Annotated in this window: 17 protein-coding genes and 3 pseudogenes; 5 read left to right on the top strand and 15 right to left on the bottom strand. The window is 42.1% G+C overall.

All coding sequences use genetic code 11. The annotated features are described in order from the left end of the window. Positions 1-231: 231 nt before the first annotated feature. Positions 232-876 (top strand): annotated as a pseudogene (locus tag H6G97_RS51890) (transposase domain-containing protein); the annotation flags it as partial. Here H6G97_RS51890 and H6G97_RS26310 read toward each other — a convergent pair. Then, positions 872-1,171, bottom strand: a complete 300-nt coding sequence (locus tag H6G97_RS26310; protein ID WP_190943539.1) for a hypothetical protein — start codon at positions 1,169-1,171, stop codon at positions 872-874. The pseudogene H6G97_RS51890 and the gene H6G97_RS26310 overlap by 5 nt on opposite strands. Then, positions 1,161-1,442 carry a hypothetical protein gene (locus H6G97_RS26305; protein WP_190943538.1) on the bottom strand — a complete coding sequence of 94 codons (282 nt, stop codon included), beginning with the start codon at positions 1,440-1,442 and terminating at the stop codon, positions 1,161-1,163. Before H6G97_RS26305 ends, H6G97_RS26310 begins: the two co-directional genes overlap by 11 nt. Before the next feature lie 710 nt (positions 1,443-2,152). Between H6G97_RS26305 and H6G97_RS26300 the strand changes: the two genes are divergently transcribed. After that, complete coding sequence (locus H6G97_RS26300) at positions 2,153-5,248, top strand: pentapeptide repeat-containing protein (protein ID WP_190943537.1); 3,096 nt, start codon at positions 2,153-2,155, stop codon at positions 5,246-5,248. Positions 5,249-5,417: 169 nt separating this feature from the next. On the opposite strand, the pseudogene H6G97_RS26295 reads toward H6G97_RS26300, so the two are convergent. From H6G97_RS26295 to H6G97_RS52915, 12 genes and pseudogenes are all read right to left on the bottom strand, one after another. Then, positions 5,418-6,120, bottom strand: a pseudogene (locus H6G97_RS26295) (transposase). Between the two features lie 167 nt (positions 6,121-6,287). Further along, entirely contained in the window at positions 6,288-6,428 is a 141-nt protein-coding gene (locus H6G97_RS52920) for a DNA cytosine methyltransferase (protein WP_242055238.1), read from the bottom strand. 136 nt (positions 6,429-6,564) lie between these two features. After that, positions 6,565-7,410: a DNA cytosine methyltransferase gene (locus H6G97_RS26290; protein WP_242055237.1), complete on the bottom strand. Its 846-nt coding sequence runs from the start codon at positions 7,408-7,410 to the stop codon at positions 6,565-6,567. Positions 7,411-7,618: 208 nt separating this feature from the next. Further along, entirely contained in the window at positions 7,619-8,443 is an 825-nt protein-coding gene (locus tag H6G97_RS26285) for an IS5 family transposase (RefSeq protein ID WP_190943536.1), read from the bottom strand. Between the two features lie 168 nt (positions 8,444-8,611). Next, positions 8,612-9,961 carry a replicative DNA helicase gene (locus H6G97_RS26280; protein ID WP_190943535.1) on the bottom strand — a complete coding sequence of 450 codons (1,350 nt, stop codon included), beginning with the start codon at positions 9,959-9,961 and terminating at the stop codon, positions 8,612-8,614. A 233-nt stretch (positions 9,962-10,194) separates the two neighbouring features. After that, positions 10,195-11,655, bottom strand: a complete 1,461-nt coding sequence (locus H6G97_RS26275) for a hypothetical protein (protein WP_190943534.1) — start codon at positions 11,653-11,655, stop codon at positions 10,195-10,197. 226 nt (positions 11,656-11,881) lie between these two features. Next, positions 11,882-12,481 (bottom strand): alpha-ketoglutarate-dependent dioxygenase AlkB family protein, encoded by a 600-nt coding sequence (locus H6G97_RS26270; RefSeq protein ID WP_190943533.1) that lies wholly within the window; start codon positions 12,479-12,481, stop codon positions 11,882-11,884. Then, complete coding sequence (locus H6G97_RS26265) at positions 12,478-13,158, bottom strand: hypothetical protein (protein ID WP_190943532.1); 681 nt, start codon at positions 13,156-13,158, stop codon at positions 12,478-12,480. Before H6G97_RS26265 ends, H6G97_RS26270 begins: the two co-directional genes overlap by 4 nt. Then, the gene (locus H6G97_RS26260; protein ID WP_190943550.1) at positions 13,155-13,616 is read right to left on the bottom strand and encodes a hypothetical protein; all 462 of its coding nucleotides are present in this window, start codon (positions 13,614-13,616) and stop codon (positions 13,155-13,157) included. Before H6G97_RS26260 ends, H6G97_RS26265 begins: the two co-directional genes overlap by 4 nt. Before the next feature lie 62 nt (positions 13,617-13,678). Beyond that, positions 13,679-13,936: a hypothetical protein gene (locus tag H6G97_RS26255; RefSeq protein WP_190943531.1), complete on the bottom strand. Its 258-nt coding sequence runs from the start codon at positions 13,934-13,936 to the stop codon at positions 13,679-13,681. 123 nt (positions 13,937-14,059) lie between these two features. After that, a complete protein-coding gene (locus H6G97_RS51405; RefSeq protein ID WP_199349652.1) occupies positions 14,060-14,878 on the bottom strand; it encodes a BRO-N domain-containing protein in 819 nt (272 codons plus the stop codon). Between the two features lie 84 nt (positions 14,879-14,962). Continuing rightward, positions 14,963-15,340, bottom strand: a complete 378-nt coding sequence (locus H6G97_RS52915; protein ID WP_242055235.1) for a hypothetical protein — start codon at positions 15,338-15,340, stop codon at positions 14,963-14,965. 421 nt (positions 15,341-15,761) lie between these two features. On the opposite strand from H6G97_RS52915, the gene H6G97_RS26235 reads away from it, so the two are divergent. The 3 genes from H6G97_RS26235 to H6G97_RS26225 all read left to right on the top strand — a co-directional run bounded on the left by H6G97_RS26235 (position 15,762) and on the right by H6G97_RS26225 (position 18,237). Then, entirely contained in the window at positions 15,762-16,559 is a 798-nt protein-coding gene (locus H6G97_RS26235; protein ID WP_190943530.1) for a hypothetical protein, read from the top strand. A gap of 80 nt (positions 16,560-16,639) precedes the next feature. Beyond that, positions 16,640-17,545 (top strand): hypothetical protein, encoded by a 906-nt coding sequence (locus H6G97_RS26230; RefSeq protein ID WP_190943529.1) that lies wholly within the window; start codon positions 16,640-16,642, stop codon positions 17,543-17,545. 137 nt (positions 17,546-17,682) lie between these two features. Further along, on the top strand, positions 17,683-18,237 hold the full coding sequence (locus tag H6G97_RS26225; RefSeq protein ID WP_190943528.1) for a hypothetical protein: 555 nt from the start codon (positions 17,683-17,685) through the stop codon (positions 18,235-18,237). 495 nt (positions 18,238-18,732) lie between these two features. On the opposite strand, the pseudogene H6G97_RS26220 reads toward H6G97_RS26225, so the two are convergent. Next, a pseudogene (locus H6G97_RS26220) lies at positions 18,733-18,993 on the bottom strand (IS4 family transposase); the annotation flags it as partial. Positions 18,994-19,187: the final 194 nt, after the last annotated feature.

Raw genomic sequence — 19,187 nt, 5'->3', positions numbered from 1 at the left:
TACATTATATAGATTTCGTTTTAGTTTCACTCTCTAAAACCACGTCTGAAGCCAATACGGTTCAGTTAAGGCTCAAAGTCATGTAAATTAGGCATTGTTCCCAAGAATGGAAATTAAGTGCCGTGCATCTGAGGAATTTTTCGTTGGTGTCTCCTGATATACAAAATACTGAGTTGCTGAAAGCAATCGAAATGGCTATTCCAGCAACGGCAATTGAACAGGCGATCGCTAATACCAAAACCGAAGAGGAACGCACGCGATAAGCCTGCGGCATGGCTTCGCTTACCGCTACCAGCGCAGTTAATGGTCAGTCTGGTAATAGCAATGAGCCTGTGGTCGAGAGATTCGATGCGGGATGTACTCAAAAACTTAGTAGATGGTCTTTCTGTGGCATGGGTAAAAGTTGGCAAATATTGGCGAGTCCCTTGTAAATCAGCAATTACCCAAGCTCGACAAAGATTAGGCGCTCATGTGATGAGCCAATTGTTTCATCAGCTGGTAAAACCAATGGCAACGGGTGAAACATTGGGAGCGTTTTTAAATGGACTACGAATAGTTGTAATTGATGGTAGCTGTTTTGATGTCCCAGATAGCGAAGAAAAGAAGAGAGTTTTTGGTCGTCCTAGTAGTCGTCCTGGAACAATTGCAGCATTCCCTAAAGTGAGATTGGTCGTTTTGATAGAGGCAGGAACGCACATTATATTTGATGCCTTAATGTGTCCTTATCGAATGGGAGAACGAGTCCGAGCGTTAAAATTATTACGCTCCGTGAAATCAGGAATGTTATTAATGTGGGATAGGGGATTACATTCCTATGCAATGGTAGGAGCAACAGTGTCTCAGGGGTGCGACTATGTAGGCAGAATCCCCCTCAACTCTCCATCGCCACACACTCCCCATTGAACACATAAAGCAATCGCCTGCCACAGCGCACCTCCAGAAACCCCCCTGGTTCCCAGTAGTCCTTCACTACTCCGGGTTGCCATTGCCGGGAGATGAGGTTGTAGACTTGCACCTGTGTTCCGATCGCAACCGTTGCAATAACCTCCACGTTCTTCCAGCCGGAAGGCAGATGGTCGTAACTCTTGACCCCACCAAGCAGTTCAGGAATAGTCAAGTGTTCGGTAGTAGATTTGACTGGGGTAAGGGTACTGTCATTGTCAGTACCCAAGGATTAACTGTAGCCTGTTCCCTTGCCAAGACGGTCGTTTGGGTGGCTGTACCGTTATTACTGCTGGTTTGTAGTGTGATTGACTCAGTAGCAGTACGGGTGTAAGATTTTCAACAAGTATAGTAGTAGTTAAGGTATCGGGCTGACCGATACCATTATTTAATTGTGCAAGTTTAGAATCATTTTGTGTCCTATTTGTGGACATTTGGTCAGTCACTAACCAAACTTCTCCACTCCACAGTTCCAGCGATCGCCCGATAAGCTCCCACAAGGGCGATATACCTCTGGCAGAAATCCCCAGTCTTCAAGGGAATACAACAAGGTAATATCTGCACACGAAAAGCCGTTGTTTCCGTGCCCAGTGGATTTATGCTTGTTTGACTAAATTTTGATAACCATTGGTTAACACGCATTCAGCTAAGGGTGTTGTATTGGGCTTGGTTGATTGCGTCTAATCCTTGTGTAGTGAAGCTTTAAAAGTTTTTCGCTCTTTTTGCGTAAAGTATAAAACTTGAACTGAAGAGTATTACATAGCGAACGAATTATATGTAAAACAGGGACAAGATTTTAAAAGTCCTTTATTTAATTCCCCCTTTAGAGAAACGCTGCTCTGGTTATGCCCCAGGGCAGTTTCTTTGTATAGGTGGGTGCAAGAGGGTCTTGCACCCACTGCCAACAATCGAATTATACGTGCAGTGCGTTGTTTAGTCGCTCGCTGTAAGCGGAATATTGCGTCCCAGTCCGTAAATCGCCACATCTGCAATAACCGCTATATTTTCCCACCCAGGGGGAAGATAGTCGTAACTTTCAACCCCACGTCCGCAGTTCAGAGATAGTCAAATATTCGGTAATAATTAAAGTTGTTCTCATGTGTCTACCCCTGACAGTAGATAACATTGTGTTAAATTCCGTAAAAGCGCATACTTGAGCTGTAAAGATTCCATAGTGGTTTAGTAGTCAGACTGTTGAGGGGGCGGGGCAGTGCTAAAAATAAAGGAGATTTGGCAACGATTGCTGTTTAATAACAAGCAGTTAGAAAAAACTAAAGACAGTGTAGAACGTGGAACAGAGTTTTCTAAAAATGTTATAGATTTGGCGATCGCCTCTGGTGTAATAGCATCTACGTCATCAGCACCAGTGGTGTCTGCGGTATTACCATTTGTAGGGATTATTGCTCAAAAAGGCTTGGAACTATTACGTGAGAAGAATAGTGAAGAGTTTGATATAGAACAATGGGTAGCTGTTGCTTGTCCATTAGCTTACATAAACAGCTTTTATGCTTTAGTACAGAATAATGTTTGGCTACAAGAAAAATTGAATGCAGAAATAATAGAGCAGCAGGTTAAATTTCTGTTTAATCAACTAGGAGAGTTGGAATTAGACAATAGTGAAGCTAAAGAAGCACTAACAAACTTTCTGAATTCAACATTGGGACGAGCTTTAAATCAAGAGTTATCTAGTTACTTAGAGGCAAAAGGGATTAGAACAGAGATTGCATCTCTAGTCACAGGATGGGTAGCCTGGGATACATATAATTATATCAAGCAGCTTTTCTCTTACGAATCAGAGGATGTGCGCCAAATCTTAAGTTTGATGATAATAGCAGCGCAAGAAGTAAGAGCAAATGAGAAATACTCCAGCATTGAGTCATACCTGAAAGAGCAGATATCGCCCTCACCCAGCGACTCGTCACTAATGGAGAGATGGAAGGTAATAGGTGAAGAATTTAAAATTACTGAAATTTATGTGCCACTAAAAGCTCAATTGTTAGATAACAATGGCAAACTTAAAGAAAAGTCAGTTGTTGATTTAGAGAATTGGGTAACAGAGCAACTGAATAAACCTGAGACAAATAGGCAAGTTATTTTTATTCAAGCAGGCCCAGGGCGAGGTAAAAGCGTCTCTTGTAAAATGTTTGCAGAGCGGGTAAGAAAAGAACTTCACCCAATTTGGACACCAATACTAATTAGGCTAAGAGACATAGATACTTTTGAGCCAAATATCGAAAATACGCTCCGTGCGGCTGTTAGAGAAAATTTTGTTACCAAAGATGATTGGTTGAGCGATCGCAATACTCGATATTTATTTATACTAGATGGTTTTGATGAATTACGTTTTGAAGGAAGAACAGCAAAGGGAATTGAAGATTTTCTTGGGCAAGTAGGAAACTATCAAGCCCAAAGAGTATGTAGACATCAATTCATAGTAACTGGAAGAGAATCAGCGTTGCATGGAATTGAAAACCGGCTACCAGCTAACTTAGTTAGATTAGAAATAGCATTAATAGATGACCAGATCCAAATGCAATGGTTATCAAAGTGGGGTAGATTAGTTGGACAAGAGAAAGCATCAGAATTTCAAAAGTTTCTCGAAGCAGATAATTGCCCTGAGCGTGTTAAAGAATTAGCGCGAGAACCACTGTTACTGTATCTTTTGGGGGCTATGCACCGAGATGACGAGTTAAATATCAAAATGTTTGAAGGTGCTAATAATGCTCAAGCTAAAATAATAATTTATCAAAAAACACTAACTTGGGTTTTAACAAAACAGCGCCCTAAAGAGCTGAATCAGGAACTTACAGAATTTTACGAAGAAGATTTACTACTTATTTTAATGGAAGCCGGATTATGTGTTACTCAATCTGGAAGAGAATGGACTTCAATCAAAGCAATTGAAGAACGGATCAAAAATGATGGAAAAGCCAGAGAGTTACTGGAAGAAGCACAGAAGAAGCTTGGTGGTGAGAATCCTTTAAGAAATGCGTTAGCAGCATTTTATTTACGCCCAGCAAAAGCATCCTCCTCAACAGAGGGTGCTGTCGAGTTTATTCATAAGAGTTTTGGTGAATTTCTCTGCGCTCAGAAAATAAAGGAAAGCTTGAAACAGTGGACAGAAATATCTTCTAAAAGTAGACGTGAGAGATATGCTACTGATGATGACAAGCTAGCAGAAGAAATCTATGATTTATTTGGCTACGGTGGATTGACAAGAGAAATCGTAGGATACCTAATGGCTCTGCTTGATTCTGAAGAGAAGTTCCAATACTTAAAATTGTTCAAGCGTTTGTCAGATTTTTATCTTGATTGGTGTGAAGGAAAATTTATTAGTGGAGTTCCTAAAAATCTTCCTCTCAATGAAATGCAAAAATTCCATACAGAAAAAATATTCCTCGATTTAAGAGAAGTTGATATATTTACTGGGCTAAATGTAATGATTCTTCTCTTAGAGTTACACCGTTATGCTCAGACTAAAGATGAACTAAAGGATAGTATTGTCTTTTATCCTTGCGGTAAAAAAGATAGCGATAATTTTGATAAGCATCGATTATTTCGCATTATTGGATATAGCAACAGTGTTACCGTAGGTACTTTTTCAGAAACTGTTGGTTATTTCCTCTCACGCGCTAACCTCGATGGCGCTATTCTCCTGGGCGCTAACCTCGATGGTGCTAACCTCGATGGCGCTATCCTCCTGGGCGCTAACCTTGATGGTGCTAACCTTAATGGTGCTAACCTCGATGGCGCTATTTTCTCTGGCGCTATCCTCTCACGTGCTAACCTCGATGGCGCTATCCTCTCACGTGCTAACCTCGATGGCGCTATCCTCTCACGTGCCATCCTCTCACGTGCTAACCTTTCTGGCGCTAGCCTCAAAGGCGCTGACCTCTCTGGTGCTAACCTTAATGGCGCTAGCCTCTCTGACGCTAACCTCAAAGGTGCTAACCTCTCTGGTGCTAACCTTTCTGGCGCTAGCCTCAAAGGCGCTGACCTCTCTAATGCTAACCTCAATGGCACTAGCCTCTCACGTGCTAACCTCGATGGCGCTAACCTCTATAATGTTAACCTCTCACGCGCTAACCTCATAGGCGCTAACTTCCATGACGTTAACCTCATACGCGCTAACCTCTCTGGTGCTAACCTTTCTGGCGCTAGCCTCAAAGGCGCTAACTTCCCACGTGCTAACCTCGCTAATATTGTTTGGAATGAAAATACACAATGGGCATACGTTAAAGGATTAGAAAGAGCAATAAATATGCCTCAAGCTTTACTAGAACACCGATTCAGTAATCAGAACTAAGTAGCAGATTGCTCAGTAGTGGGTGTAACTAATCCCAGAGTTGTGAAAAAACCTGTATCAAAGTTTCGTTCCAAAAAACCAAAACACAGACGTGCTGGACAACGAGTCGAAGCTCCGAAATTCAACATCACTAATAAGCTTTTTAGTCTTAATGGGACTTAGACAAAAATTAAGCCCAAATGTAACCCAAACTGGCTTTATAAGCAGCAAACACGTCACGATTCAAGTTCAACCAATCAACAAATCGAAAAGACATTGCTGTTCTAAACGCTTCTAAAGCTTCAGTAAAAGTATTCAAAGGTTTGTTAGCCCACCTTCGTCTTAACCCCCCAGTCAACTGATGCCAAAGAATAAAAGTATAGGCACAAAAAACTAAGATAAAATGTCGAAGTAGACTTCTTTTATCTCGGACTTGATACTCTTTTAGCCCTAACCAACCCTTAGCCTCTCGATAAAAAACTTCTACCCAATTTCTTGAACCGTAAGTGTCAACTATCCATTGTGGTGTAACAATTGATGAAGAGAAATTAGTGATGAAATAGTCAATATCAGTGGCTAGAATCATCGATTATTAAGCTAAATCCTCTACTAATTCTGGTCTGACTACACTTGTTCATGATTTCCAATCGACGTTGATTGACCTGAGAACTCGACCAAGGTGCTTCAGTTAAAAAGTGGTGTAATCGGTGGTAAGTTACCTCTACGGCATTCTCCGCCATTTGAAAAAGGTTTTTTCTCTCGCTTTCACCCAATAATCCCCCTAAATAATGCCTAAACTCTCTTTTTTGCGCTTTATGAGTAAACACATCATCGAACCGTTGACACCATTTTTCAAAGCATGGCAGCATGGCTGCGGGGGTTGTTTCTTTCATGAGGTTCGTCCAACGTGAAAGCTATGCTAATTAAGCATTATACTTTCTTTTTATCTCCATCTTTGTTTAAGTCCCGTTAACTGAACCGTATTGGCATCGAAAGATAAAAAACAAAGGGGATAATGGCTATGCTGCAACTTGAATGCCGATTAGCTTAACAGGATTAGTCATACAGTCACTCCGAATAATTTGCTCTGTGCAGATATAAATAGTTGTGTTGCGAAACTGGGTGGTACAGAGTAGCCGATGATTGATCCCGCCGTAGCAGTCTCTTTTGGGAACTCATACCAAGACGGAAAACCTTGCAAAATGGCTGCACCTTGAATTGACAAAGATTTAACTATCCCATCAGGCAACCAGATATCAGCGAACTTACTACGGTTGCAACCTTTGTGATCTGTGAAATGCGATCGCAGTATCGTGTTGCAAGGTAAATGTCCGGGTTTATATTTGGACTGTGTGCCCCCCCACTCTTTCTATTAGCAGTGGTGTTGGCGCATTCCCGGCTAAAAATTTCTCCAAAGCTTGCCGTTGTTTGGGGAGTAGTTGGGAATCGGTCATGGTGGGGATGAGATGCGCGATCGCCTCGTACCAACCACAAGGTTTAGCTCCCGAAGGTAAGGCAACGCGAAACCCTTTACTTGCAACCAGAACTAACCGCCGCCGCGCCTGGGGTAGCCCAAAATCAGCCATATTCACCACGCTGTAAGTAACTGAGTACCCCTCTTGCTCCAAACCTGACAGGATGATACTGAAACTCTGACTGTTCTGATAGCGTGGGACATTCTCCAGCGTAAACACCCGTGGCTGCAACTGTCGGATGGCTTCTGCCACAGCCAATGCAGGCGTCAGATCGTCAGCCGTTTCAAGCGCAATACCCGCTTTAGCTGTGTGGGCTTGGCTGAAGTTGGCGCACACCGGGGAGGCATGGAGGTAATCGGGGCGGCGAGGAAAACCTAGAAATCCTGACTGTGCTACTTCTTGCACTGTTAGTTGGATTATTCTACAGCCATACTCGCTAAAGTTGTGGTGATGGGTTTTGGCAATCGCCCTGCTCAAGTCTGGTTTGCTTGGGTCAAACTCCACCGCAATAACTGGACGAATCCCGGCTTCAACCATCCCCGCTTCGATTCCGCCGCCACCAGCGAATAGTACTACAGCGATCGGGGCATCATCTGGAAGAACTGGTTTTAATTTTGTGCTATCAAAGTTTTTGCAGACATCTAATTTTGGTGATGGCTTTTTGGTTTTCGCTTTTTTGATAAAAGCGATAATATAGAACTCTTGCATAAATATTTTGTGGTATAATTTTTAGTTATTTTTCTTTCAGTTTTAGCGATTAAAATAGGAAGAAATTATCAATTTTTCCTATGAAGTATTATCAAGCGATGCCTACGGCGGGCTACGCCTACGCTAATTAAAATTTTTGACAGCAAACATTGTTCCAGCTATTAATTAATTACTGAAGTTACTTGTTAACTTGATTTTTTAATCCGATTTATAGAGCTAATTCGTGATTATAAATTCCTGCAATTAAATTCGACCTTAACCCAAAACGCCGATGACGATTTCGATATCTATCAGACAAAATTTTAAATATCTTTAAACGACGGTTTACGTGTTCAACAACAATTCTTAATCGATTGAGTTCCCGATTGTATTTTTTCTGTTCTTTCGTCAACTTTTTTCCTTTTGGTTTCTTAATTGGTGTTTCACTTAATTGATGAATCTTAGCAATTCCTTGATAGCCTTTATCTGCTATCACTTTGAGTAATTCTCCAAATTTCACTCCACTGTTTTTAAATAGCCTAAAATCATGAATTTTCCCCCAACCATGCTCTAAACAGATGATTTGACTGCTTTTTTGGCGGATTACTACCTGTGTTTTTAAAGTATGTTCCCCTTGTTTTCCACTAAAATACCTTTTTTGGCCTTTCTGAGGCTTTTCAATTGGACTCTCTGTAACATCCATTACAACTAAATCTTCTTGGGATGACATTTTCCATAATTCTTTTTTCCCCGGTAAACTAAACTTTCTTGACTTAATCAAAATATTTTCAATTTTAAAAACTATTCGACAAACCGTAGATTCTGAAAGCCCCCAGTCTAATCCAATATGATAGTAAGTACGGTATTCCCTCCAGTACTGAATAACCATTAAAACTTGGTCTTCAATAATTAGTTTAGGTCGGCGACCTGGTTTCTTTTTATTGTGAGTATCAGCTTTAACATCATCTTCCATTAACTTAAAAGTTTTACGGCTTACTCCAGTCATGCGTTTAAATTTTCTCGCAGTAAGCTGTTTAGCTTTCCTTATTTTCACTGCTCCTCAAAGTCCTAATCGCAAATTCTCAAACCTTTCATTGTACCACAAAAGACTTTTGCAAGAGGTCTTATATCTTTCCTGATTGCTAAGAGCTGTTGTAGTGTCCGAATCATAGCGCTTTCATATATCGACCTCTAAAACTTAAAAAAAGTTCATTGCATCAAATTATCTTGCCAAGTTCAAAAATTTCGAGGTCGATAAATCGCACAACATCGTCGCAGTGCCGAGTTTACCGTAAAGGCGGTTTTTCTCAACAATCAACTCAATAGTGCGATCGCTTGGGTCTTTTGTGTAGACAGCATCCCGGTAAAGCATGATTAACTGGTCACAAACCTCAAAGATTTCACCAGAATTACGTAACAGATGACGATTGGGGCGTTTATCAGCCGTAGTTTGATTGCCCCGATTGATTTGACAACCCAAGAAAACAGGGATTTTGTGAGACTTGGCAATATCCCGAATCTGGCGGGTAATCTTGCCGACTTCAAAGGCCATGTTCCCGCCGGACTCCAGAGGAATCTGCTGCAAGTAGTCAATAAACACAGCACCAATAGAACCACCAAATTCGGCAATGGCACGGCGTACAGCACTTGCAATCATTGCGGTTGTAGGGGAGGAATGCTCATAGACTTTCCAAGGCAGTTCCACCATCTGGACTATGCCTTGTGCTATTTGCTCCCAGTAGCATTGAGTATTGGTTTGAATCATAGAAGCGTCTACGCCTGTGATTCGGGCTAGCATTCGGGCATTGAGTTGATTCTTATCCATTTTTGGAGTTACATACAGAACTGGCTTTCCAAGTTTGGTCATGATTTCGTAAGCGTAAGAAATCATGAAGTGGGTTTTGCCCATGTGGGATTCAGCAGCCACTACTACCAAGCTGCTAGGATAAATGCCACCGGTGATATTTTCGAGGTCGTACCAACCAACTTTGTCGCCTGCCATACTTCCCATCTCCAGCTTTTGGAACAGTTCAATGCCCATGTCTTGTGCTGAGAAAACCTTGCAACGTTCATCGCTTTGATTTTGGGTTACAGTGAAAACTTTTGCCTCAGCAAGTCCAAGGACTTGTAGTAGTTCAGTTTGCGTCTCGTAACCGAGTTGAACAATTTCATTGCCCACTTTGATTAGCTGCCGCCGTCGATATTTCTCCATCACCAGATCAGCAAGAGCGTCGATGTTAACGGCTGATACAGTGCGGTCTACCAAAGTTGCTAACTTATTCCTGCCACCAATGCGGTTCAGCAAATTGTGGTCAGCCAACCATGCGGTGACGCTTAGTAAATCTGTGGGTTGATATGTAGCATGAAGTTGGACTGCGGCTTGATAGATATATGAGTGGGCGCTGATGTAAAAGGCTTCAATGCTTAGGCGATCGCTGACTCTGGTTATTGCTTCTGGGTCAAGCATAATCCCGCCCAAAATCGCTTCTTCAGCTTCGATATTTTGTGGAGGCAAGTTGTCAAGTGACCTGTCAGGGTGAAAAGAAACTACGTTGTCTTGATTAGGGTGCATAATTATCTCTAATTCGCAATTCGCAGTTCGCAATTCGCAATTAAAAACCTTAGATTTAGCAAGGTTTTTAGGTTTTGCATTTGTTTCATTCTTTTAGCGAATTGCTATAAAGTTGAGAGCTTGAGTATTGAGTTTACGTGTTTCGTTTTCTTTCATAATTAAAATTTGTGGCTTGTATCCCGAATGATTAAATTGCTTTCACAATTGCGAATTGCGAATTGCGAATTGCTAGATTATGCTCTGAGTGCTAATTTTAACTGCGCTTCAACTTCTCGCAAATTCGTGGAAGATGGTCTGGTGTTGCTCGGAACTTTTGCAGAAGAAGCTGCGGCTTGAAGTTTTGCTTTTAGCTCCAGCATTTGTGGGCTAAATCGATACTCATTCTTACGCTCTTGTTTTGATTGTTCTTGTTGACGGCGTTCTTCGTCAGCAGCAATTGCCATAGCTAAAACATCATCGTTGCTGCTATTTGCATTATGTTTTGATTGGGTAGGCTGCTGACGTTCTTTCAACTCGTTGAAACTATCCCAGTGGTTTTGAATCTCTGCTTTGCCGGAGTCAGTTTTTGAAAGTCGAGTCAGGGCATTTTTCGCCTCGCCTGTTGTTGCCTGACGAATTAACTCTTTGGCATACCTGGGCGTGCTGTTCAAGTATTGCCTGTAAGACTCTACAAATTCTGCTTTCCAACCGTTAGGGCCTGCTTTATCCATCCAAGGCGGCAGTCCAGATTCTCGCATCGCTTGCTCGGTTTTCTCTGTGGGGTGCATTGTGTAACAAGTCGAATCGGGCAGTGATGTAGGACTAGCACTTTTTGGGTTTGGTGCTACTAGCTGATTATTCGCTTGTTCGGATTTATCGAACGATGCCGCCGCAATAGTTGATCCTCTTGAGGGGTTATCGGTTTGTTGCGAAGACTCGGATTTTTTTAACAACGAAGTGGGTTCTTCTGGGGTTGGTTTTTCAAGTTCAATTTCTTCCGTTGTCAAATCAAGTTCTTCTTTTTCACACACACATTCTTGGGTGGGGGGCGCGGGTGGCGAAGCCAGGGGCGCATTGTGTGTAATCTCTGAAGTAATCTTTGAAGTAATCTCTGTATCTATTAGATCATCTTGACAAAATGTTAATTTTAAATTTGACATTTTGGTAAGTTCTAACTCACCATTTTGTAAATTTAAACTTTGACATTTTGTTAAATTACCATTTTGGTCAGAACGGGTAAATGTTGTCTTAATCCGCTCAGGAGCATCAGGAGGAGATTGTACAACAGCTTGTAGTTCATTCAAGAAGTTTTCCCAGTCAATGCGGATGTGTTTAATTGGGCTATTCCCAAATTTATAAGTTGCAGTTTTAATCAGATTTTTGGACTGCAAAAGCTTAGTAGCTAAATCAAACTGTCTGGGTGTAATTCTGCACTCCTTCCACCAATCATCACGCTTTTTAGCCAGCCACTTGTACCCATCACGTTCAATTCTGAGTCGGGATTGCCCTTCATGATCCGGTAAATGCCAGTAGATGATCTGACTAAGTAAAATTCCAGCGATTAAGTCACCACCAGCCACGTCTACATAACAACGTTTGACTTCTATCGTGTCCCTAGAACGCGATTCCCAGGCTAGAAAACTAGCTTGATTTTTGAAACAGTTTGTCCCAGATTTTGGGGAGGTAATTTGTGGTGTATTTAATGTTAAACTCATAGTTATATTACCCTTTGATAACTTGTTTTTCTTCTCCCTCGGTTTGTGCCAAAAGATCGAGGGTTTTGCTTTTGAAGAGAAGTGAAAATTGTTCATTTTCTAAAGCTTCAATGTTGAGTTTGGAGAAATTTATATGATTGTAAATGCAGGTTTTAGCCTCATAATTAAAGGCAATTTCCCTTGTTTGATTTATGACTAGATTGAAGTTGCAATCCAGATAAAATACTCATTTCCTACCCCCTACGTGTGGTCGAAAAGTTAGATTAATCCGTGTGCTAACGACCTTATTGGTCTTCGGAACTTGATGCAGATGAGTACTCTGACAGCCTGGAAGCATCACCAGCAGACTCCCATGCTCTAGCCAAAAGTCAGTAGGCTTACCCCCGATGGGCTTGATTTGGAATTTCCTTACTGAACCTAAACTGATTGATGCGATCGCTGGGTTAAATCCCATCGAAGCTTCACTGTCGTTGTGCCACCCTATCGAATCTTGGCCACTCCTGTACTGGTTGCGGATGACAATGCGGAAGCTGTAACCAGCAGTTGCGGTGATTCTGTCGCGTAACTTAGCCAGAGCATCTGTCCAAGGTAGTGGTTTGAGTAGTACGCTTTTAGAGTAGAGGTAATCACAGCCTTCATCGCCATAGATGCACTCTAGGCGAGGCACAGGCATTGTTTTACCCAGCATACGTATTTGATTCTGTTGCCATTGCAGTTGTTGACAATGTTGGTAGAGTGCGTCAGCTTCAGTAAGAGTGAGAAACTCTGGATAATAGTTGACTGGTAAAACTATAGTAGGTTCATCAAAAAGCGACATCTGTTTCATAATTCTCCTTTGGCGATTGCCCGAACGATTTCAATAGCCCGTTCTTGTGAAATAGCCTGTTCTGGATTTTTGTAAAACCCAATAATTTCTGATTTGGGACGGATAATAATTTGCTGCGTGAAAGCGCGTTTGTCCCAGACAAAGCACGAGATGGTAACGTTATCGGTAGCCCAACGACTACCCCGCTTGTCTTTCCGAAAGCAGAAGCGCGGCATGATGATTACAAGTGACGGCGGGTGCTGCTGTAAGAAATCAGCCCGATCATCACAGGGTTCGAGAAAGCTGGTAAGTAAAAAAGCGGCTACACCCACACGCGCTTTCTGGTACGCATTTTTGATGATTGGTGCAGCAAATTCCGCGTATGGTGGGTTAGTACAAATCCAGTCGCACTCTGGAAATTTTTCCCATGATTCGGATAGTGTTGCATCCAGATGGTAATCAGCCGATTTATGTGGATCAATATCGTTCGTCCACATTTGCTTGGTGTAAGGCCACACCGATAGCAATGATGCGATCGCCCCATGTCCGACACATGGCTCACCAATGACACCAGATAACGGAACATGGCGCAGTAATTCCGTAGTAAACCACGATGGGGACTCATAAAAGTTTAGAGGATGTCGGGTGACAGTTTCGATGACGGTGATTTCTGGTGCTAGTAATGGTGCAACAGTCATACTTCATCCTCACTAAATTTAATGTGGCTTAAAGTCTGAAGTTCAACAGCTAATCCACTTAAGAAATTTTGGAGTTCAACTGTTGCCAATTCTTTGGATATCTCTTTTTCTGACGTATAAATAAGTTGCCTGTGATACCCAAAATAAACTTTTGTACAAGTTAAGTTTTGCTCTGTATCAGTTAACAGAGTCAAAGTAAATCTTCCAAGTTTACAAAAGTAATAGGGACGCTTTGAACTCCAAGACTTTCCGGGTTGCCAAGTAATTTGGAGTTTTTTACCAATGTGAACGCTGATAGATTCAAAATCAACGTGGAAAATATTCAGTAAAGGAAGCATTTCGCCACTGTTGTAATGGTCTACAACGTGCTGTCTAATACCTGATTCTGCTAAACCTTCAGGAATATCAATGTGAGCTTCAGATGAGATTTTTTCAACTACTGTGACTATGGCTTTCATTTACACTTCACGATCTTGTAATTTGTAAGAAAATATTCCCTGGTGTATTATTCGTGCTTCAATTAAACCCCTGGCAACAGAGTTTCTTCAGGGAATAAACAATCGGTTTCATATTCGTCATCATCCTCAGATCCTGATGAATCATTTATTAATTCAAATTCTTCAACTGCAAAAATAGCCATAGCTACACACGCTCTTTCTGCTGGATGTGTAGCTGATTGCATCCGGTAGCTTTCGGGGACTACATAGCCTTGAATTGCGTAGAATTTCTTAGCTAGTTTTTCAATGAGTGCGTCTTTTTGGAAATATCCGAGTTGCATATCTTTTCCCCTCAAGGTAGAATCTGCCTTTGTTGTGAAAGTCTTAATTTTTGATGATTCGGCGATCGCTGTGCTTGACCAATAACCGATGCCCGATGCCCGATGACCGATGACCGATGACCATCAAGCAGTAACTACAGCTTTCTTTGAGAAAGCACCCGCCTGCCTTAGCGCTGCACCAGGACTGGGATGAGCAAAGAACTCTTCTATAGCTTTGGTCAGTCCGGCGGCCACAACCGGATCGTGACAAGCGTAGACATAGATGGGCTGTTGAACGCCATTGACCAATCGCGTTTCTTGGCGATCGCCTAAGTGTGGGTAGAATGTTCTCACCCATGTCCCCAAGTGTCCGCGATAGTGGGAGCCTTTAAGGGGAACTTTCTTGCCCAATTCGCTTTCTGCAAAATTGACCACACCTAACCACTTCTCTTCTGTGCCGATTAGAGACTGTCTGTTGTGGTCAGCTAAGAGGTTGGCGGCGTAATCATTTATCTGTTGCTCCATGTAGGGGTTGAGTCTGCCACCTGTTATCTCAGCCAGGGTCTTCATTGCTTCTACCAAAGTTTTTAAGCGCTGTTCGGCTGGGGGAAGGGCAAGTGTGGGAGGTTGGGATGGGTGAAGTGAATAACTACCTGTTTTACGAATAGCTGGAAGGACTTCGTGAAATACCCAGCGCTGGAAACGTTTTGCAACTGGTTTACGGGACTTAAAGATGAGGCGGTATAGTCCAGGTTCGGTAACAGTAAGCATTTCTTGCTCTCCACCAGGGGTACGAACATTCTTCGTACCCTTTTCATCTGGCTCCAGAGTCTCTAATGCTTTACTTGTATCGCTCAATTGCAAACAAGTGCATACATCAGCAGCGACCCATTCTGGTTTCTCTGCTATGCCAACAAAACGAACTTCTTTCTCTTCAAACGAAAAAACTGATAGGTTAGACATGGCTATTCCTCTGCTATGGCTGTGGCTTAGTCAAGCGATCGCACTCTTGGCGGGGGGTGATCGCTTTTAAGTTTTATGGATGAGTTAGGCTTGATCGTCCTTGAAGATTTCATCGAAGCTGACTTCTCTGCCAGCTAAATCCGATGCTAAATCTTTGAGTTTAAATAGTGTGTCGATTTGACACCTATCGAGTAAACCTTTTTTTGCAGATGATAAGGTTCTTCTGTTAAGTCCCGTTTTCTCATGTGCAGTCTCAATGGACAAATCACTCTCCTCAGTCCAAAACTTTGACAAATCAATGTATTTAACCATTCTTTGTATCGGAATACGCCTAGACTTCTCAAGCATATTCCGATCGGCAGCATATTGATGTACCAACATATTGCTGTATTTTTCTATATTCACAATCTTACCTTCAATATACCAACAAGTCAATATGCCAGTATGTTGACATAGTGGCATATTGACGATATTGTAATAAACATAGGGCAAAGGAAAGCGAACTGCCTGCACCCAAACGCAAAAAGGGTTCGCAAGTCTAACCAGTCACAGATTTGATCAACATAAAACATAGATTTGAGAAACAAGAACCTCCCGTCGTATAGCACAAGGTACGCCAGGTAAAGTCGGCTGGGGGAGATACTCAAGATCACTCAATAAATCCACCCATACTGCAATTAGGGCAGCTGCTCAATACCTTCTCTAGAGCCTTGTGCTGTGAATTCTTGCTAGAAAATAACTGAAATTCAGAAATATGAGGCTACGCCAAATCTTTTTGAGAGCGTTGCGGTAAACCACAACGTTGTTTACGCAAAACAAAAGGCGATCGCTGGCCTGGAAAACTCGCGATCGCCTTTTTACCCCAAACAAGAGGCAATTTCTAATGATTACACAAACTTCAGCCCCTGCGCCAACAAAAGATCCGTTAACCACACGCGATCGCCAAATCATTGCAACCATCGTCAATCAGTCGGACTACTCAAAAGAGTGCAAGCTCGAAGATGTAGTGACTATCTGGATCAACAGTGATGATATCGTGTGGGTAAAAATGACCCACGGCTATGCTCGATATCACAAAGAGCCATTCAAACGCGCTGTTGCAGAGGTTAAAGCGAGTCTTTCTGCTCCAGTAGAGTGCAATCACCAGGAAGATGAGGAATTAAAACAAGTTTCTGAGAAAATTGGCTTGTTAGGTGATTGTGACTGGTTATCGTTGAGCGTCCAATACCATTCTGATAAAGTAATCGGTCATGCTGGTTGTTATATCTCTCACAAGGCTCGAATATTAACCCCACTATCTGAATGGGATTTTACACTGCCGAAGTGGAATATGCCTGCTGCTATCTGCCCAGACTGTGGTGGTCACGGCTGCGGTAACTGTGGGTATCGCGGGACTCGTGCAGAAGACTTGTGCGAACCAGTAGACGGCTATCGACTGACCTATGTAGGACGCACTGACCTTCAGACGGCTCACAACGTATATCTAGATGGTGAATTCTTGGGCATACTCTTTAAAGTCCGAAACCCCAATGAAGTCTGGGAAAACGACCCCAAGACTTATTACTGGCGCTGTGGGGATGGAGTAAGGTATTGGAGCGTCAGAGAGGCTGTAGAAGCACTGTCCAGGGTAACTGCTCCGATTGAACTGCCGCAAGTTCGTCAGGAGTTGGTCGCGGCGTAAGTGAGATGGTGGGTTCTCATACCCACCACACAAGCTTTTCTCAACCCTTGTAAAATAAAACACAGTTCGCCAGGGACGAAATGACCCAACAACCTCACCAACCTCACGACAAATTTGCCAAGGAATTTTTAGAAGAGCTACTGGCTCCTTTGGGTGAAGTGAAAATTAACAGGGAAGTAACAGATGCAACAAGATTTGTAGATGTATTATTTTTACCTTCCCCACAAGCCCAAGCGGAAAATCTAGGATTGCTGGGAAGAATTGCTCTACTCAATACAACGCTACTGGAACCATTTCGGAATCAGCCCAGCAGGACGGAAGTACGTAACTGTTTCATGAAGTTGTTCACTGTGATTGCGGATTCTCAGCGCAAAGCCAAAAGAGAAGAAACTACCATTAGCGAGGATGATTTAGCTCGTTTGTGGATTTTGACACCTAGCGCTTCAGCCTCTCTGTTAGCAGATTTAGAGGTTAAGCTAGACTTAGAAAAGTGGATGACTGGAGTTTACTTTTTTCAAAAATGTTTTAGAGGGGCGATACTAGCAATTAACGAGTTACCAGTAACTCCTGAAACGCTCTGGTTCAGGCTTTTGGGACGAGGGACAGTACAACAGCAAGCAGTAAGTGAACTGGTTGCCCTTCCACCAGAGAATCTTGTTCGCCGTAATGTTCTTGAAATGGTTTACAGGTGGCGTATCAGTGTAATGACACAAACAGATTTAACCGAAGATGACCAGGAGTTGATCATGAATTTAACAGAAGCTTATCAAGAAGCTAGGGCTGCTGCTGTACAAGAGGGAGTAGAGCAAGGACAACGCCAAGTTGTAGAAAACTTGTTGAGATTTAGGTTTGGTTCTGTGGATGAAGAACTCTCAAGAGTGGTCGATAATTTGTTGCAGTTAGCACCAGATGACTTTGCAAGATTTTTACTGGAATTGTCTAGTTTATCCCGTGAAGAGTTGTTAGCAAGATTTAATTTACACTAATAATCCGTAACTACAAATAATTAGTAATAGAAAGCGCTTTTGTGAAATCAAGAGCGCTGTTTTATTGGCTCTACGTTTCATACATTTGTAATCAACGGCTTCGCCAATGTGAAAGTGAAATGTATTGGTATTGAACAATGAACCCTCAAGAAAATGCTGAACTACTTGCTGCTTTAATGCGCCAGGAAGAATTACTTAAGCAGTTAGTTGCAGCAATCAATAAGCCAAAACTGGGATTGCACTCTGAAGCTGGCAATTGTAAAATCTACTGCAATCGTCAGCACGGAGGATTGTGGTACACACTCAATGGTGAACCGAGTGATGTCCCTCAAACTGCCTTAACTGGATATCTTAAAGAACTGCGGTTTGAGAATACAGAACGCCGCAAAAAAGAAACCTGCAAGTTGCTGATAACTATTCAAGCAGACCGGACGTATATTTTAGAATCAGGCTACGACACGCATTTTTCTAAAAGCTTGTTAACCGCGATCGCAACTCTTACTCCAGAACAACTATATTCTCCGATTACACTACAGCCTACTCCAGGGACGACAGATGAAAGCGTCTTATTCTGTCGGGTATGGGTTGGGTCGGAATTAGTCATGGCATCCTACAACGAAGAAACGAACTGGCGTGAGGTCAGTAAACAAGCAATTGCTGTAACAAAAGCTGCTCTTGAGATGGCGTTTTAGTCCTAAAGATGAAGTAAGGCAGGTAAATCCTGCCTTGTGCGTCACTAAAATCAGCTTCATTCATGAATCTAACATTGCACATCTGATTGACAAAGACATTACCAACTTATGTCTAAACTGTGACTGCAAAAGTTGTAAACAGGGCTTGAGAGACTGTAGCTATAAGTGACTCAAGCTTTGTCTACAGCTAATATGTGCTGTTCAACTATTCACAACTAATCACAGATGACTATTACAATTGTTCATCCCAGCATCGAAAATCTGCAATCATTTTCTGAATTCTTTGACCTGGAAAAACTTTTGCAATCTGACGCAATACGGTTCAGTTAAGGCTGAAAGACTGATTAGTGATATGAAATTTAAGAGCTTCAACTGGTTGTCCAGTACCTCTGTGTGTTGGCTTTTTAGAACGAAACTTTGATACAGGTTTTTTCACAACTCTGGGGTTATTACGTGAAACTCGTTCAGGTAATAAGGTATCTAAAATCTCTAGGGTTAGCCAATCGAAAAAAAAGGTAATTCTTCTGGTTGTAAGCGTTGAAACTTAGGAAGGGCACGACGGATGACTCGTAATGTTCCTGTAAAACCCAGACGTAATGGTGGAACCTCAGCACTGGTTGCAGCTTGAAACATTAATACCCTAATTGACCAATGCCCCAACAACCAGCCGTATACCTCTTGCACGACTTCCCGTGGTTTTTGGGAACGAACGTGAGTTTTTCGTCCTAAAAGGTGTATTTTCAATTCCGTAATCGTTCATGGGGGTAATTTATTGCTGAAATCGAGCAAAATATAATGATTGAAGAAGCTACAGCGACTAAACACACAAGCTCATCGATGAAAATTAAGACTAAATCATCTCGGAAGACACATAATGTATAGGAAGCATTTATTACTTAATCAGTAGTAGGAACTTTGGGGAGTAAGGATGGAGTTGGTTGACTAGAGCG

The organism is Nostoc flagelliforme FACHB-838 (assembly GCF_014698065.1).
Lineage (GTDB): Bacteria > Cyanobacteriota > Cyanobacteriia > Cyanobacteriales > Nostocaceae > Nostoc > Nostoc flagelliforme_B.
Note: the sequence above shows the minus strand (reverse complement) of the source record. Positions and strands in the feature narration are given on the sequence as shown.